Genomic DNA, 14711 nt, shown 5'->3' with positions numbered 1-14711 from the left:
TTGACCCGTCACCCGGGATCGGCTGACCCCAACGGAGTACCGGTGACTGTCAGGAAGGTCCGGCGGTCCATCTAGCCCTCCGTCCGGACGGTCGTCTCGAGGTGGCCGCCGTGGGGGATCCGTAGGACGTGGATTCGGCGGCGTTGGTCGCGGAGGTAGGTGCGGGTGGAGGTTGAGAGTGAGGCCGGGCGGGTGGCCGTCCAGGTAATGGTGATCATGGTGGGGCCGCGGCGGATGGTTAGGGCGTCTGCCGTGGCTGTGCGGCTTTCGTTGTAGGGCACTGTGGTGCCGTCGGAGAAGGTGACCTCGTCGCCTGGTTGGAGGACGAGTGGGAGCTGCTCGGTCGCGGCAGAGGTAGCAGACACGCGACGGGTGACGTGGGAGCGGCCGACGATCAGCTCGGTGGCGACGGAATTGTCGGGCGTGCGGTAATGGACGAGGTCCTTCGACTTGTACTCCGCGATCAGGTTGCTGTCGGAGTCCGCCTTGCCTGCGCGGACTGTGCCCCAGCAGCCGGTCGCGGTCTGCTGCGAGTGGATGATCGTGCCGGCCTGCGGGTGCCAGAGGAAGCCGGTGCCGGCCTTGACCACGCTGCCTGGGCGGGTTCCGAAGAAGGCGCCGAGGTAGAGGCCGGGGCGGCGGATGTAGAGGTAGTCCTGGTTCTCCACCTCGTCGCGGCGGAGCTCGGTGAAGCTGTCGCGCCTGAGGTAGGGGATGCGTTCGATCGCGGCTCTTTTGGCACCGCGGCTCGGCAGGCGTTCGCCGTACGGGGCGTGGGCGATGATCCGCGGCGAGGTGTTCTGCTTGGCCAGCGAAGGGACTGGTGCGGGATCGGCGGCCCAGGCGGCTCGGGTGGCGGCGCGGTCCTCGCGAGTGGTGAAGAAGGCTGCCAGCTCTGGTACGGCGGGGACGAAGAGCGAGCCGAGATTGGTGCGATCCGGGTCGGGGACGACGTCGTCGTAGTACGCGGTGGCGGTCCGGTCGGAGACCGCGTAGTACGTGAGCCAGCCGGAGCCGTCCGGTTCGCGGAGCAGGTTGTAGCCGAACCAGTCGGTGAACTTCCGCGTCATCGAGACGAGCGCCGGATTCTTGGTGAGCAGGTGCAGCTCGGCCATCTCGGGCAGCATCACCTCGAAGTTGTAGTTGATGTCCATGCCGCGCGGGTCGTAGAAGAAGCCGGCCGGGCTCTGCGACCAGCGGGCGACGTACCGGATGCGTTCCTGTAGTCGTTGCCACATCGCGCGATCGGGCAACAAAGTGAGGGATAGGGCCGAGCCGGCGACACCGGCGACCGCCTGGTTCGTGTACTGGAACGGGTCGTCCCACACGACGGTGTTCGCGGGGTCGAGGTACCAGGCAACTCCCTTGCTCAGGGCAACTTCCAGCTGGCGTCGCCGGGTTGGGAGGGCGTTGGCCTGGCGGAGGTTGGCGAGCGTCTTCGCGAGATAGCCGAGACCGAAGCCGCTGGAGGCCTTGCCGCGTTCGCCTGGTGCGTATTCGGGCCAGGAGCCGTCTGGGTTCTGGAGATTCAGGTAGTGCTGGAGGGCCGCGTCGAGGCGGGCCAGCAACGCGGGGTCGCGGTAGTACGGGTTCCAGGGGCGGCGGTTGGCGTAGTACCAGCTGAGGGTGAAGACGTGTTCCTGGATGCGGGAGTTGAACGGCTGGGCGGGAGTGCGCCACCAGCCGCCGGCCATGAACCCGTACGTCGGACCGTCGGTGTCGACGATGTCGTTGGTCATCGGGGCGAGGATCGCGAGGTACGGCGCGAATCGTTGCTCGAGTGGGGTGAAAAGGCGACGGTCGGGCGCTCCGGGTGGTAGCGGCTGGAGCAGCGGGAGGTTGCCTGTTGCCTGTGCGGGCCGGGTGATGAGAGCCGGGGCGAGCGTGGCGGCCGCCGTTCCTGCCAGCAGAGTTCGGCGATTCAGCAGCATGAGGGTCTCCCTGGGGGTGGGTAAGCGGTTGCCCTGGTCGAGGAGTTTTGTGTCCCTGACTTGATCACGTCAAGGGGATGTCAGTGCTAATTCGTATTACTAGCGTGATGTGGTCTTGACGGCCGGGAAACCGTGGGTCTACCGTTCCGGATCAAGTGACTGGCAATACGTATTACTCAAGGGACGTGGATGGATGAGCGAGCGACTGACGCAGCGTGACATCGCCCGGCTGGCGAGGGTGAGCCAGACGACCGTCTCCCTGGTGCTGAACAACCGCACCGCCGCGTCGGCGCGGATCCCGGCCGAAACACGGGACCGCGTACTGAAGGTGATCCGGGAGACCGGGTATGTCGCCGATCCTCTCGCGCGCCGCCTGTTGCAGCAGCGGAACCAGATCCTCGGGGTGTTCACCTACGAGCCGGTGTTCCCGAGTGCGAGCGCCGACTTCTACCACCCGTTCCTGAGTGGGATCGAGGAGAGCGCGGAGGAACTCGGCTGCGACCTGCTGCTGTTCACCAGCGCCCCGGTCACCGACGGACGGCGGCTGGTCTTCCACGACAACAACCGCCTCCGCATCGCCGACGGCTCACTACTCCTCGGCCGCCGGATCCCCGCCGAAGAACTCAGCCGCCTGGTCACCGAGAAGTACCCCTTCGTCTCTGTCGGCCGCCGCGACAACCCAGACGGCATCCTCGTCCCGTACGTCGGCGCCGACTACACCACCGCAACCGCCACCGTCACAGCACGCGCTCTAGAACTCGGCCACTCCCAAGTCGCCTTCGTAGGCCCAGGCGAAGGAGCAGAGTCCTCAGCCGACCGCCTCCGCGGCTTCCGTCAGGTAGCTCCGCGGGGTTTGCATCTGAAGCCGGAGCGGGAGGTGCTTGATGGGTTGTTGGCGGTCGGGGTGACGGCGGTGTTCGTGGAGGATCTCGCTGACGCGGCTGCTCTGGCTGAGGCGGCGCGACAGCGCGGGCTCGACGTGCCTGGGGATCTGTCGGTGGTCGCATTGGGTGACGCGAGCCGGCCGGTCGAGGGCGATGACGACTACTCGGGGTTTCACATTCCCCGAAAGGAGATGGGGCGGCGGGCGGTCGGATTGCTCGACGCGGTTCTGTCCGGGGAAGAAGTCGACCTCCAGCAACTGCTGCCCTGTGAGCTCGTCGACGGAAGCACACTCAGCAAGCCGAAAGGTTCTTAGATGCATACGGATGTCCTGGTCATCGGCGGCGGGCTCGGCGGGATCGCCGCGGCTTTGTCGGCCCTGCGTGCCGGTCGCTCGGTGGTGATGACCGAGGAGTACGACTGGCTCGGGGGTCAGCTGACCAGCCAGGCTGTACCGCCCGACGAGCACACCTGGGTGGAGCAGTTCGGAGTCAGCGCTTCCTACCGCGCGCTGCGGGAGGGGATCCGCGACTACTACCGCCGCTACTACCCGCTCACTGCAGAGTCTCGGGCAGCAGCAGACCTCAACCCCGGCGCCGGCTACGTCTCGAGGCTCTGCCACGAACCACGAGTAGCTGTAACGGTCCTGGAGTCCATGCTCGCGCCGTACCGCGCCAGCCGCCGCCTGCAAGTGCTCCAGCCGTACAAGCCCGTCTCGGCCGGCACCGACGGCGACCGGGTGACCTCTGTCGTAGTACGGCATCGGGACAGCGGCGACCAACTCACGCTGACAGCGCCGTACGTGCTGGACGCAACCGAAACAGGCGAACTCCTCCCGCTGACAGGCACGGAGTACGTGACCGGCTTCGAATCCCAGGCGATGACCGGCGAGCCGAGTGCTCCCGAAGAGGCGCAACCGCTCAACATGCAGGCGGTGTCCTTCTGCTTCGCCGTGGACCACGTCGACGGCAACCAGGTCGGGGACAAGCCGCCGAACTACGCGTTCTGGCGCAACTACCAGCCGTCGTTCTGGGGCGACCGGATGCTCTCCTGGAATGCCCCCGATCCGCGCACCCTCGCCACCTCGCCGCGGACCTTCACCCCCAACCCGGACGACGATCCACTCGCGGTGATCGCCGACCAGCGGCGTACCGGCGGTGACACCAACCTCTGGACGTTCCGGCGGATCGCTGCCCGCCAGCACTTCCTGCCGGGCGCGTACGAGTCGGACATCTGCCTCGTGAACTGGCCGATGATCGACTACCTCGAAGGACCAGTCTTCGACGTACCGGACGCCGCGAAGCACCTTGCCGGAGCACGCGAGTTGTCGCAGGCGGTCTTCTACTGGCTGCAGACCGAGGCGCCCCGACCCGACGGCGGCACAGGCTTCTCGGGGCTACGGCTTCGCGGTGACTTGCTGGGCTCTGCCGATGGCCTGGCCCAGGCGCCCTACATCCGGGAGTCGCGGCGCATCGCAGCGGAGTACACGGTCGTCGAGCAGGATCTGTCGGTCGCAGTACGAGGGGCGAAGGGCGCAGCGGAGTACGGCGACAGTGTGGGCGTCGGCATGTACCGGATCGACCTGCACCCGTCCACTGGCGGCGACAACTACATCGACGTGGCCAGCAGCCCGTTCCGGATCCCGCTCGGGGCACTGATCCCGCAGCGGGTCGAGAACCTGCTGCCCGCGAGTAAGAACCTCGGCACCACGCACATCACCAACGGCTGCTACCGGCTGCACCCGGTCGAGTGGAACATCGGCGAGGCCGCAGGGCTGCTCGCCGCGTTCTGCCTGGACCGTGGCGTCAGCCCGCGCGCGGTCCGCAACACCCCTGCTCTGCTCAGCGACTTCCAGGCACGGCTGGTCGCCCAGGGCGTCGAACTGAGCTGGCCGGCCATCGCCGGCTACTGATGGAGGACTGACACCCATGAAACTCCGACTCCTGACCGCGGCCGCGACGGCTGCGGCACTGCTGGCCGCGGCCGGCTGCGGCGGCGGTTCCGACGACCCGACCTCGTCCGGTCCGGTCGACCTACGGATGACGATCTGGAGCGCGAACGCCAAGCACACCGCGCTGTTCGACCAGATCGCGGCCGCCTACCAGAAGGACCATCCCGAGATCGGCAAGATCAGCTTCGAGTCGATCCCGTTCGACAGCTACACGACCGCGCTGACCACCCAGATCGGCGGCGGCAACGCGCCCGACCTGGCCTGGATCCTGGAGAGTACGGCGCCGGACTTCGTCACGTCGGGCGCACTGGAACCGATCGACAAGGACGCGGATCTGTTGCCGAGCGCAACCAAGACCTGGGAGCAGGACGGCAAGCTGTTCGCGTACCCGTTCTCGACTTCTCCGCTGGGGGTCTTCGTCAACACCGACCTGGTGACGGCGGCTGGACGACCGACCCCCGCACAGCAGATCGCGGCCGGCACCTGGAACTGGGATCAGGCGGTCGCCACCGGCGCCGCCGTCCAGGCGAAGACCGGCAAGGGCGGCATCGTCGTCGGCGACTTCGACTTCAAGGGCTGGGACGCGCTGAACTCGATCTGGGCCGGCTGGGGCGCGCGGCCGTGGAGCGAGGACGGCAAGAGTTGCGGCTTCGACCAGCAGCCGATGGTCGACGCGATGACGTTCGTCCACAAGATGGTGTTCACCGACAAGGCGATGCCCGGCCCCGGCCGGACGACGGACTTCTTCGCCGGCGACGCGTCGATGGTGCTGACCCAGATCAGCCGCGCGGCCCTGCTGGAGAAGGCGAAGTTCAAGTGGGATCTCGTCCCGCTGCCAAAGGGACCCGCCGGCGAGTACTCCGTCGTCGGGCAGGCCGGCATCGGCGTCATGAAGCGCGGCAAACACGCCGACGAAGCGAAGAAGTTCCTTGCCTACTTCACCAATCAGGAGAACTCGGCCAAGCTGGCGCAGTTCTTCCCGCCGCCACGCAAGTCGCAGCTGACCACGGATCTGCTGGCCAAGGCGAACCCGCTGCTCAAGCCGGCCCAGTTGCAGAGCGTCGTGATCGACGGGATCGAACGCGGTGACATCAAGACCAGCCACACCGGGTACGCCGAGCTGCAGCAGACCGTCCGCGCCGCGCTCGATCCGCTCTGGAAGCCGGACGCCGACGTGAAGGCCGTGCTGTCTGGCGTATGTTCGAAGATCAATCCCCTGCTGAGCAAATGACTCCACGATTGCTGACCCCACCCCACCACCCCGGTCAGGTCCTTTTGGAGAAGCAAGTGACGGAGCCGCCGGTCGCCGCGCGGGCGCCGTACTGGACGATGCGGCGGCGGGACGAGCTGGCCGGCTGGCTGTTCGTCGCGCCGCAGCTCGCCGGGATCGTTGCCTTCGTCATCGTTCCGCTCGGGCTGGTGGCCTGGTACAGCCTGCACGAATGGAACGTGCTGGCCGGCACCTTCGATTTCGTTGGCGGCAGCAACTACCGGGCACTGACCGACGATCCACGACTGGGTCCGGCGTTGCGGGCGACCGGGTTCTTCTCGCTCGGCCTGGTGGTGCTGAACCTCAGCCTGGCGCTGTTCCTCGCAGTACTGCTGAACCAGAAGCTGCGCGGGACGGTCGTCTTCCGGACGCTGTTCTTCTCCCCCGTCGTGGTGACGCTGGTCGCCTGGACGATCGTGTGGGGGTTCCTGCTGCAGGACAACGGCGGGATCAATGCCTTCATTGATGTACTCGGTCTCAACACCCTAGGAATCGACGGCCCCAACTGGCTGCGAGGTGACGCGACCGCGATGATCTCGGTGATCATCGTGCAGCTCTTCAAAGGCGTCGGGCTGAACATGGTGCTGTTTCTTGCTGCCCTGCAAGGGGTTCCGGCCGAGCTCTACGAGGCGGCGAGGATCGACGGCGCCTCGGCCTGGGCGCGGTTCCGGCGAGTGACGGTGCCGTTGATCAGTCCGACGATCCTGCTGACCTCGATCCTGACGGTAGTGGGATCGCTGCAGGTGTTCGCGCAGATCGCAGTACTGACGCAAGGCGGGCCTGGTACGTCGACGACTGTGCTCGTCTATTACCTGTACCAGCAGGCGTTCCAGTTCCATCACTTCGGCTACGGCGCCACGATCTCCCTGCTGCTCTTCGTCATCGTGCTCGCATTGACGGTGCTGCAGTGGCGGATGCGGCGGAGGTGGGTCTTCCATGAGTCGTAAAGGCAAGCTCCTCCTGTACGGCGTACTGCTGGTCTGCTGCGTGCCCTTCGTCTTCCCCACCTGGTGGATGGCGACGGCGTCGCTGAAGCCGGTGAACGAGATCTTCGCGTTCCCGCCGTCGCTGATCCCGCAGTCGGTGACGCTGGACGCGTACCGCCAGGTCTTCGAGCTGCAACCGTTCGGCCAGCAGTATCTGAACAGTTGCTACATCGCCGTGATCGTCACCCTCGGGACGCTGGTGATCTCGTCGCTGGCGGGCTACGCGTTCGCCCGGATCACCTTCCGCGGCGCCGGCGTCGTCTTCATGATCGTGCTGGCCGGACTGCTGGTGCCGAACGAGGTGACGATCATCCCGCTGTACCGGATGTTCGACTCGCTCGGCCTGGTGAACACGCACTGGCCGCTGATCCTGATCCCGATGCTTGGCGCGCCCAGCGTGCTGGCGACGTTCATCATGCGGCAGTTCTTCATCACGCTGCCCCGCGAGCTGGAAGAGGCCGGCCGCGTCGACGGGCTCGGCCGGCTCGGGTTGTTCTGGCAGGTGTCGCTCCCGCTGGCCCGCCCGGCGATCGGCGCGGTCGCGATCTTCACCTTCCTGCACAGCTGGAACCTGTACCTGGAACCGATCGTCTTCCTGTCCAGCAAGGAGAAGTTCACCATCCCGCAGGCCCTCACCCAGTACGTCGACGCATACGGCGGCGCGATGTGGAACGTCCAGCTCGCGGCCGCGACCATGAGCGCCCTCCCGGTCCTGATCATCTTCGTCCTGGCCCAACGCCAGTTCGTCGAAGGCCTGGCCCAATCCGGTCTCAAGGGCTGACGGGAATACCCCCGGTACGCCGGAAGCTGTCACCAGGCATGACCAAGATCCTGGTAACCGGTGCCACCGGCAACGTCGGCCGGGAGCTGATCAAACAGCTCCCGGCCGCTGACGTCCGTCTCCTGTCCCGCCACCCGGCGGCTGTCCCTGAGGCGATGGCCGGGGATGTGGTGGCCGGCGATGTGGTGGCCGGCGATCTCGGGCGGCCGGAGAGCCTGGTGCCGGCGCTGGACGGGGTGGGCGTCGTGTTCCTGATCTGGCCGTTCCTGACCGCGGACGCGGCGCCCGCAGTACTGGAGCAGGTGGGAGGCAGGCGGGTCGTCTATCTGTCGTCGTCCGGGTTGTCGGAGGGGCACGACGATCCGATCAACCGGATGCATGCGGAACTGGAGCGGCTGGTCGAGAGGCAGGCGGGCGGCTGGACGATTCTCCGGTCGAACACGATCGCTTCCAACGCCCGCGGGTGGGCGGGGCAGATTCGCAGTACGGGGGTGGTGCGGGGACCTGACATCCCGGCCACCGCCGTCGTGCACGAGCGCGACCTCGCCTCGGTTGCTGCCCGCGCCTTGAGGTCCGACGAGCTCGCCGGTCAGCGGTTGGTGCTCACCGGGCCTCAGGTCTTGACCCGAGCGGAACAAGTCGCGGCGCTCGGGGCGGCGCTTGGCCGGGAGTTGCGGTTCGAGGCGGTCCCGGCCGAGGACGCTCGTGCGCAGATGCTCGCCGACGGTCGGCCGAGCGTGCTCGTGGAGGCATTGCTCAGCAATGTCGGACGGCCTCCGTCCGGGCTGATCACGTCGACGATCGCGGAACTGACCGGTTCACCCGCACGCAGTTTGGCCGACTGGGCGCAGGAGCACGTCGGGGAGTTCCGCTGAGACTGTGGCCGTTCGCCGGGTTGTCGGTCGCAGGCTGTACAAAAGGAGGGTGACGTTTCATGCCGCGGTTTTCATTGCGACCAGCCTTGACGGATTCATCGCCCGCGCCGACGGGTCGATCGACTGGCTCTCCGAGCGGGGTGAGCAGGCCGGAGACACCGGGTACGACGAGTTCATCGCCGCGGTCGACACCGTCGTCCTGGGCCGCAGCACCTACGAGAAGGTGCTCACCTTCGGCTTCTGGCCCTACGAGGGCAAGCAGGTCGAGGTGCTCAGCACCACCCTGGCCGCCGACGCCGACGAGCGCGTGATCGTGCACCGCACCGTCGACGGGCTGGTCCAGACCCTCGAAGACCGCGGCGCCAAGCGGGTCTACGCCGACGGCGGCCGCGTCATCCAGACCTTCCTGCGGGCCGGCCTGCTGAACGAGCTGACCATCACGGTCGTCCCCGTCCTGCTCGGCACCGGCATCCCGCTCTTCGGCGAGCTCGACGCCGACGTCTCCCTCACCCACAACGCCACCCGCACCCTCGGCGCCGGCCTGATCCAGTCCGACTACACCGTCCAGCGCTGACTGGCTGTCCCGACCGACAGGACATAGTCGGCCGTTCGGCCGGGCGCCACGCTCACGCGAGCGGTGGCCGGCCGCAGTACGGGGACTATGTCCTGTCGGTCGGGACATAGTCCGGGGCGGTACGGCGTATTCCAGTTGATCCGGCTGCACCGGACGGACGAGAATCGATCCTTGTGCCTGGACCCCGGAGCTTGTTCGCCGATGTGACGCCGCTGCGGGAGTCGGTGGAGTTCCGCTGGTTGTGGGCCGGGCAGTCGCTGTCGTCGATCGGCAGCTTCATGACCGGCGTCGCGGTGGCGATCCAGACCTATGAACTGACCCATTCGTCGGTCGCGGTCGGCGCGATCAGCCTGGCCACGCTGCTGCCGACGCTGGTACTCGGGTTGTTCGGCGGATCGATCGCCGACGCCGTGGATCGCCGGCGGCTGGTGTTGCTGACCGGGAGCGGCTTGATGGTCGTGTCGCTCGTGTTCGCCCTGCAGGCGTTGCTCGACTGGCGACAGGTCTGGCTGTTGTTCTTGCTCACGGCAATCGCTGCTGCCCTGGCCGCGGTCGACACACCTGCCCGCCGGACGTTCATCCCGCGCGTCCTGCCGCTCGAACGTCTTTCCGCCGCAGCTGCGCTCTCACAGTTGTCCTTCCAGGTCGCGATCATCGCCGCGCCCGTGCTGGCCGGAGTACTGATCGCGACGGTCGGCCTCGAAGCGGCGTACGGGGTGGATGCGGTGACCTTCCTGGCGGTGCTGGTGAGCGTCCGGCGGCTGCCGCCGATGCCACCCGAGGGCGGCGGCTCGTCGATCGGCCTGCGGTCGGTGGTGGAGGGCCTGAAGTACGCCGTGAACCACAAGCTGATCGGGATGATCTTCCTGATCGACCTCAACGCCACCGTGCTGGCAATGCCGACCGCCCTCTTCCCCGCACTCGCCGACACCCACTTCGGCGGCGGCCCCCAGACAGTCGGCTACCTGTACGCCGCTGTCGGCGTCGGCGGCCTGATCGCGGCGATCCTCTCCGGCCCGCTGGCCCACCTCCGCCACCAAGGCCGCGCGATGCTCATCTCGGTAGCGATCTGGGGCGCCGGCATCGGCGCGGTCGGCCTCACCCACTCGGTCTGGCTCGCCGTCGTCTTCCTCGCCATCGCGGGCGCGGCCGATATCGTCACCACCGTCTTCCGCGCCACCATCCTGCAAACCAAAACCCCCGACGACCTCCGCGGCCGCCTCAACTCTCTGGACTTCATCATCGGCCTAGGCGGCCCCAACCTCGGCAACACCCGAGCAGGCGCCGTAGCCGGCCTCTTCGGCCCAGTCACCAGCATCGTGGCGGGCGGCGCGGCCTGCGTGCTGGGCATCTTGCTGCTGACCACCAACAAACCCTTCCGCACCTACAACGCGAAAGCCGACACCACAGCGGGTTAGCCGCGCGGGCGGACCAGACCGAGGTCGTAGGCGATGATCGTCGCCTGAACCCGGTCCCTCGCCCCGATCTTGGTGAGCAACGCGTTGACGTGGGTCTTCACCGTCCCGACGGCCACGCCGAGCTTGCCGCCGATCTCCGCGTTGGTCAGCCCCGCCGCGATCAGCGTCAGTACCTCCAGCTCGCGTGGCGTCAGCTTGTCCAGTACTTCGCTCGTCCCGACCGCCGGTGCTCCCTTCGCGAAGGCCTGGATCAACCGCCGGGTCACCGCGGGCGCGAGCATGCCCTCGCCGGCCGCGATCACCCGGATCGCGGTCAGCAGATCCTCGGGCCGGGCGTCCTTGAGCAGGAACCCGGACGCGCCGGACCGCAACGCCTCGTACACGTACTCGTTGAGGTCGAAGGTGGTGAGCACCAGAACCCGCGGCCGCTCACTCAGCCCGGTGAGCAGCCGGGTGGCCGAAAGCCCATCCAGGCCGGGCATCCGGATGTCCATCAGTACGACATCGGGTTCCAGCTCAGCGGCCAGCGACACAGCCTCCGCCCCGTCCCCCGCCTGCCCGACAACGACCAGATCCTGCTCGGCATCGACGATCGCGGCGAACCCGGCCCGAACCACCGCCTGATCATCGACAACCAGCACCCGGACAACCATCAGAACAACTCCTTCTCGCGGGACTGCGGGGCGCTGGACTGCGAGGTGGTGAGGTGCGGAGTACGAGGGGCCGTAGTACCGGGCTCGTCCAGGGTTTCCAGCAGTTCGCGCATTGCGGTCAACGCGGATCTTGCCTCGGCGGTGACGCCTTCCAATTGACCGGCTTCCGCGAGGGCGATCAACCGGCCAGTCCGGGTCAGGACACTGCGGTGCAGCCCAGTGGCGATCCGCTGCCGCTCGCTGTGTACTTCGGCCTCGGCGGCCTGCACCAGTTCGGCAAGAGCCCGGCCGCCGCGATCCAACCGCCGGCTCCTTCTCTTGCGGACAAGAACTCCGGCCACCCAGCAACCCAGCAGCGGAACCGCCATAGCAACGGCGACCACGACCATGAAGAAGCTGGCGGGCCCCGGACCGGACAGCTCCTCTTCCATCGGTGTCACCAGCATCAACACGCCTGCCGCCGCGCCAAAGCCACCCGCGGCAGCAGGTACCGACGCCCAGGTGAGGTCAGCCTCCCCGCCGTAGGCCGCAACGGCATAGACCGCCGCCAGCGGGGCACCGACGCACATCACCAACGCCGGCGCGAGTGAATCAGGCAGCCAGCCAAGCCCGATCGCAAGCGGCCATAGCCAGGCTGAGGCTGCGACACCAGCCAACACGATCCAGGGACGATCCCGGCGTCCGAACAGCACCAGCCCAGGAATCAACGCCAGCAGCACAGCAAACCCGACCACCGCCGATTCATCCGCCGGCAGCTCCTCAACGGCCAGCGCAGCCGTCCCACTGACCGTCGGCACCGTGACAGCGACCACGACCCCGAACTCAGCCACCCACCGATCCCGCCACCTCCCGACCGGCACCAGTACCTTCGGCTTTTCCAAGGACAACGGCGGCGCCACGGGATACCTGCCCCCACCCCACATACCCGCCGGCGCCTCCGGACCAACACCCCGGGCCGACTGCGCCGGAGCGCTGACACCGGGCGAAGCTCCGGCGCCGGCCGGCCGCGAGCGGCTGGTCAGTGACGAGACGGCGGGTGACGAGGGGGTGAGAGGCGAACTGGTGAGAGGCGAAGTGGTGAGGGGCGAAGTGGTGAGGGGCGAAGTGGTGAGGGGCGGATCAAGGGGTGACGACGCAGCGGGTGATGGCAGGCTGGCTCGGACTTGCCAGTTGCCGTCTGGGCCGGGGGCTGCGGTGAGGGTGCCGCCGATGGCTTCGGCGCGGGCTTGCATGCCGGCGATTCCCCGTCCGCTTCCCTGGCCGGCCGATGGGGTGGCAGCGGGCCGGCCGTTCTCCACCAGGAGGTGGATGTGATCGCCTGCACGCGTTACGAGCACCCGTACTGCGGCGCCGGGAGCGTGCCGCAGGGTGTTGGTGAGCGACTCCCGGACAATCCCGAAGACAGCTTCCGCTGCCTGCCCGGACAACTCGGGCGTGACATCGACCAGGACCTGATGCCCCAACCGGGTAAAGGCCTCGGCCAACTCCGCGATCCGCCCACCGAGCGGCTCGTCCTGGTCGCGTTCGCCCGTCTCCAGGACCGCCACCAGCCGGCGCAAGGACACCAGCGTTTCCCGGCCTGTCCGCGCGGCGTACTCCAGTGCTTCGTCGGCGAGTTCGGGCCGGCGATCGATCAACCGTTCCGCGGCACCGCAGCTGACGACGATCGAGGTGAGGTGGTGAGCGCTGACGTCATGCAGCTCGCGTGCGAGCCGGTGACGCTCGGCCGCCGCCGCGTTCCGCCTGCGCTCCTCGGCATCGCGCAACTCCTGGGCGGCCTGCTCGCGGACAGCCAGCCGACGTTGGCGATTATGCCCGCCACCCAGGATGACGACGTACAGAACAAGGTTGCCCACGGCCTCCAAAGCGAAGTCCGACCCGAGACCGAAGACGCCAAGGGAAGTCAGGGTCTTCACGACAACAAGCACGGCGACCGCCCGCCACCCGACCACCGGGCTGCAGCGCACCGCGACGGAGTACAGGGCAACCAGTTCGGCCGGCAGCACGCCCACCCCGTCCTGCGATGTCGCGAACTGGCCAAGGACTGTCACGACAGTCACCACGCCGAGCGTCGCGAGCGGCGTACGCCGGCGAAACCCCAACGCGACCGCGGCCACCACGGACGCGGCGCCCGCGACGACGAGTTGCTCCCTGGTCGGTGTGCCAGCCCAGGCCTCGAGGCTGGGCGACAACCCCACCCACCCGACACCGAGGACGGCGGGCAGCAGCCAGTTGCGGACGTGTTCCATCAGAGCCGAAGCATAAGCGCCTCTACCCAGCGATAGAGGGACCAGTCGTGCCGCAGACTGACGCCCCGGCAGCCTCCCGCCGACATGCTGGAGACATGACAATCGAGAAGACGGCAGTGCCCGTCGCAGCTGCGCGGGCGGCAGAACCGGTCTCCTACGCACGGCTCGCACGAGTCACCGGCCGGCACAACTGGTGGCGGCCGATCGTCGGGACCTTCACCATGCTCGGCCTGGCGCTGGTCGGAGGATTGCTGATCATCGGGCCGGCGATGATCATCGCCGAGATCCTCGACCTACCGACGGACGCCGACGACTGGCCGGAGTTCGGCGAGATCCCCGACACCGCGCTGCTGCTCGTCGCCACCGCGGCGGCGCTGCCCGCGACCGCCCTCGCCGCGCGCTGGGTGCAGAAGCGCCGCTGGGGTTCGCTGTCATCGGTCGTCGGCCACCTACGCCTCGCATGGTTGCGAACCTGCCTGGCCGTCGCCGCAGTACCGATCACCCTGCTCCTGACCGTCTCCTTCATGATCGAGCCAGAGAACGGCCCCTGGGTCGGCTGGGGAACATTCCTCGCCGGACTCGCCATGATCATCTGCCTGGTCCCCTTCCAGGCAGCCGCCGAGGAGTACGTCTTCCGCGGCTGGTTGCTGCAGGCAGCAGGTAGCTTCCTGCGCTCCCCCGCCCTGGTGGTGATCCCGCAAGCGCTTCTGTTCGCGGCAGCCCACGGCTGGGGTACGCCGTGGGGATTCGCCACCCTCACCGTCTTCGGCCTGGCAGCCGGCTGGCTGACCATCCGCACCGGCGGCATCGAGGCCGCCGTCGCCCTCCACGTCATGAACAACGTCCTCGCCTTCGCCACAGCAGCCGCCTACACCGGCGCCCTCTCCTCCGACGAAACCGCCGCCGACCTCCCCTGGGCCCTGGCCCTCTTCGACGCCACCTTGACCCTTATCGCCACCGCCGTGATCCTGCGCCTAGCCAAACGCCGCAACCTGACCACACACCTCACCCCGCCGGCCTCGGCCCCCATCCCGGGCCCATCCCCCATCCCGGCCCGCTGGCCGCACTCAGGTTCCGGTCACCACAAGACCTCCAACTGATCCAGCCACTGACGGAACCGGCGGCGCCCCCCTTCCCGACC

At 67.8% G+C, this 14711-nt stretch carries 12 protein-coding genes; 9 read left to right on the top strand and 3 right to left on the bottom strand.

The features are described 5' to 3' along the window. Nucleotides 1-71: 71 nt before the first annotated feature. Nucleotides 72-1931 carry a hypothetical protein gene (locus A3ES_RS0117020; RefSeq protein ID WP_020388046.1) on the bottom strand — a complete coding sequence of 620 codons (1860 nt, stop codon included), beginning with the start codon at nt 1929-1931 and terminating at the stop codon, nt 72-74. A 193-nt stretch (nt 1932-2124) separates the two neighbouring features. Here A3ES_RS0117020 and A3ES_RS0117015 point away from each other — a divergent pair, with 193 nt between their 5' ends. The 8 genes from A3ES_RS0117015 (at nt 2125) to A3ES_RS0116980 (ending at nt 10668) form a co-directional block, all read left to right on the top strand. Then, the gene (locus A3ES_RS0117015) at nt 2125-3129 is read left to right on the top strand and encodes a LacI family DNA-binding transcriptional regulator (RefSeq protein ID WP_020388045.1); all 1005 of its coding nucleotides are present in this window, start codon (nt 2125-2127) and stop codon (nt 3127-3129) included. Next, a complete protein-coding gene (locus tag A3ES_RS0117010; protein ID WP_020388044.1) occupies nt 3130-4725 on the top strand; it encodes an FAD-dependent oxidoreductase in 1596 nt (531 codons plus the stop codon). A 16-nt stretch (nt 4726-4741) separates the two neighbouring features. Next, nucleotides 4742-5995, top strand: a complete 1254-nt coding sequence (locus tag A3ES_RS0117005; protein WP_020388043.1) for an ABC transporter substrate-binding protein — start codon at nt 4742-4744, stop codon at nt 5993-5995. A 56-nt stretch (nt 5996-6051) separates the two neighbouring features. Beyond that, the gene (locus tag A3ES_RS0117000) at nt 6052-6981 is read left to right on the top strand and encodes a carbohydrate ABC transporter permease (protein ID WP_020388042.1); all 930 of its coding nucleotides are present in this window, start codon (nt 6052-6054) and stop codon (nt 6979-6981) included. Next, nucleotides 6971-7801 carry a carbohydrate ABC transporter permease gene (locus A3ES_RS0116995; RefSeq protein WP_020388041.1) on the top strand — a complete coding sequence of 277 codons (831 nt, stop codon included), beginning with the start codon at nt 6971-6973 and terminating at the stop codon, nt 7799-7801. Before A3ES_RS0117000 ends, A3ES_RS0116995 begins: the two co-directional genes overlap by 11 nt. 38 nt (nt 7802-7839) lie before the next feature. Further along, complete coding sequence (locus A3ES_RS0116990) at nt 7840-8676, top strand: NAD(P)H-binding protein (RefSeq protein WP_020388040.1); 837 nt, start codon at nt 7840-7842, stop codon at nt 8674-8676. Nucleotides 8677-8725: 49 nt separating this feature from the next. Then, complete coding sequence (locus A3ES_RS0116985; protein WP_020388039.1) at nt 8726-9250, top strand: dihydrofolate reductase family protein; 525 nt, start codon at nt 8726-8728, stop codon at nt 9248-9250. 173 nt (nt 9251-9423) lie between these two features. Then, entirely contained in the window at nt 9424-10668 is a 1245-nt protein-coding gene (locus tag A3ES_RS0116980; RefSeq protein ID WP_157630569.1) for an MFS transporter, read from the top strand. Here the strand turns inward: A3ES_RS0116980 and A3ES_RS0116975 are convergent. Together A3ES_RS0116975 and A3ES_RS51290 are read right to left on the bottom strand one after the other, a co-directional pair. Beyond that, nucleotides 10665-11321, bottom strand: coding sequence for a response regulator (locus A3ES_RS0116975; RefSeq protein WP_020388037.1), 657 nt, complete (start codon nt 11319-11321; stop codon nt 10665-10667). The genes A3ES_RS0116980 and A3ES_RS0116975 overlap by 4 nt on opposite strands. After that, a complete protein-coding gene (locus A3ES_RS51290) occupies nt 11321-13570 on the bottom strand; it encodes a histidine kinase (protein ID WP_020388036.1) in 2250 nt (749 codons plus the stop codon). Before A3ES_RS51290 ends, A3ES_RS0116975 begins: the two co-directional genes overlap by 1 nt. A 95-nt stretch (nt 13571-13665) precedes the next feature. Between A3ES_RS51290 and A3ES_RS0116955 the strand changes: the two genes are divergently transcribed. Then, nucleotides 13666-14670: a CPBP family intramembrane glutamic endopeptidase gene (locus tag A3ES_RS0116955; RefSeq protein WP_020388035.1), complete on the top strand. Its 1005-nt coding sequence runs from the start codon at nt 13666-13668 to the stop codon at nt 14668-14670. Nucleotides 14671-14711 lie beyond the last annotated feature (41 nt).

It is taken from the genome of Kribbella catacumbae DSM 19601 (assembly GCF_000372465.1).
Lineage (GTDB): Bacteria > Actinomycetota > Actinomycetes > Propionibacteriales > Kribbellaceae > Kribbella > Kribbella catacumbae.
The sequence above is the reverse complement of the archived record's forward strand: the minus strand, read 5'-3'. Positions and strand labels throughout refer to the sequence as shown.

What these genes read in the sequence shown, in the direction of transcription:
- A3ES_RS0117020 (WP_020388046.1), bottom strand. Translation starts at nt 1,931, where the DNA reads ATGCTGCTGAATCGCCGAACTCTGCTGGCAGGAACGGCGGCCGCCACG.
- A3ES_RS0117015 (WP_020388045.1), top strand. Translation starts at nt 2,125, where the DNA reads ATGAGCGAGCGACTGACGCAGCGTGACATCGCCCGGCTGGCGAGGGTG.
- A3ES_RS0117010 (WP_020388044.1), top strand. Translation starts at nt 3,130, where the DNA reads ATGCATACGGATGTCCTGGTCATCGGCGGCGGGCTCGGCGGGATCGCC.
- A3ES_RS0117005 (WP_020388043.1), top strand. Translation starts at nt 4,742, where the DNA reads ATGAAACTCCGACTCCTGACCGCGGCCGCGACGGCTGCGGCACTGCTG.
- A3ES_RS0116995 (WP_020388041.1), top strand. Translation starts at nt 6,971, where the DNA reads ATGAGTCGTAAAGGCAAGCTCCTCCTGTACGGCGTACTGCTGGTCTGC.
- A3ES_RS0116990 (WP_020388040.1), top strand. Translation starts at nt 7,840, where the DNA reads ATGACCAAGATCCTGGTAACCGGTGCCACCGGCAACGTCGGCCGGGAG.
- A3ES_RS0116975 (WP_020388037.1), bottom strand. Translation starts at nt 11,321, where the DNA reads ATGGTTGTCCGGGTGCTGGTTGTCGATGATCAGGCGGTGGTTCGGGCC.
- A3ES_RS51290 (WP_020388036.1), bottom strand. Translation starts at nt 13,570, where the DNA reads ATGGAACACGTCCGCAACTGGCTGCTGCCCGCCGTCCTCGGTGTCGGG.
- A3ES_RS0116955 (WP_020388035.1), top strand. Translation starts at nt 13,666, where the DNA reads ATGACAATCGAGAAGACGGCAGTGCCCGTCGCAGCTGCGCGGGCGGCA.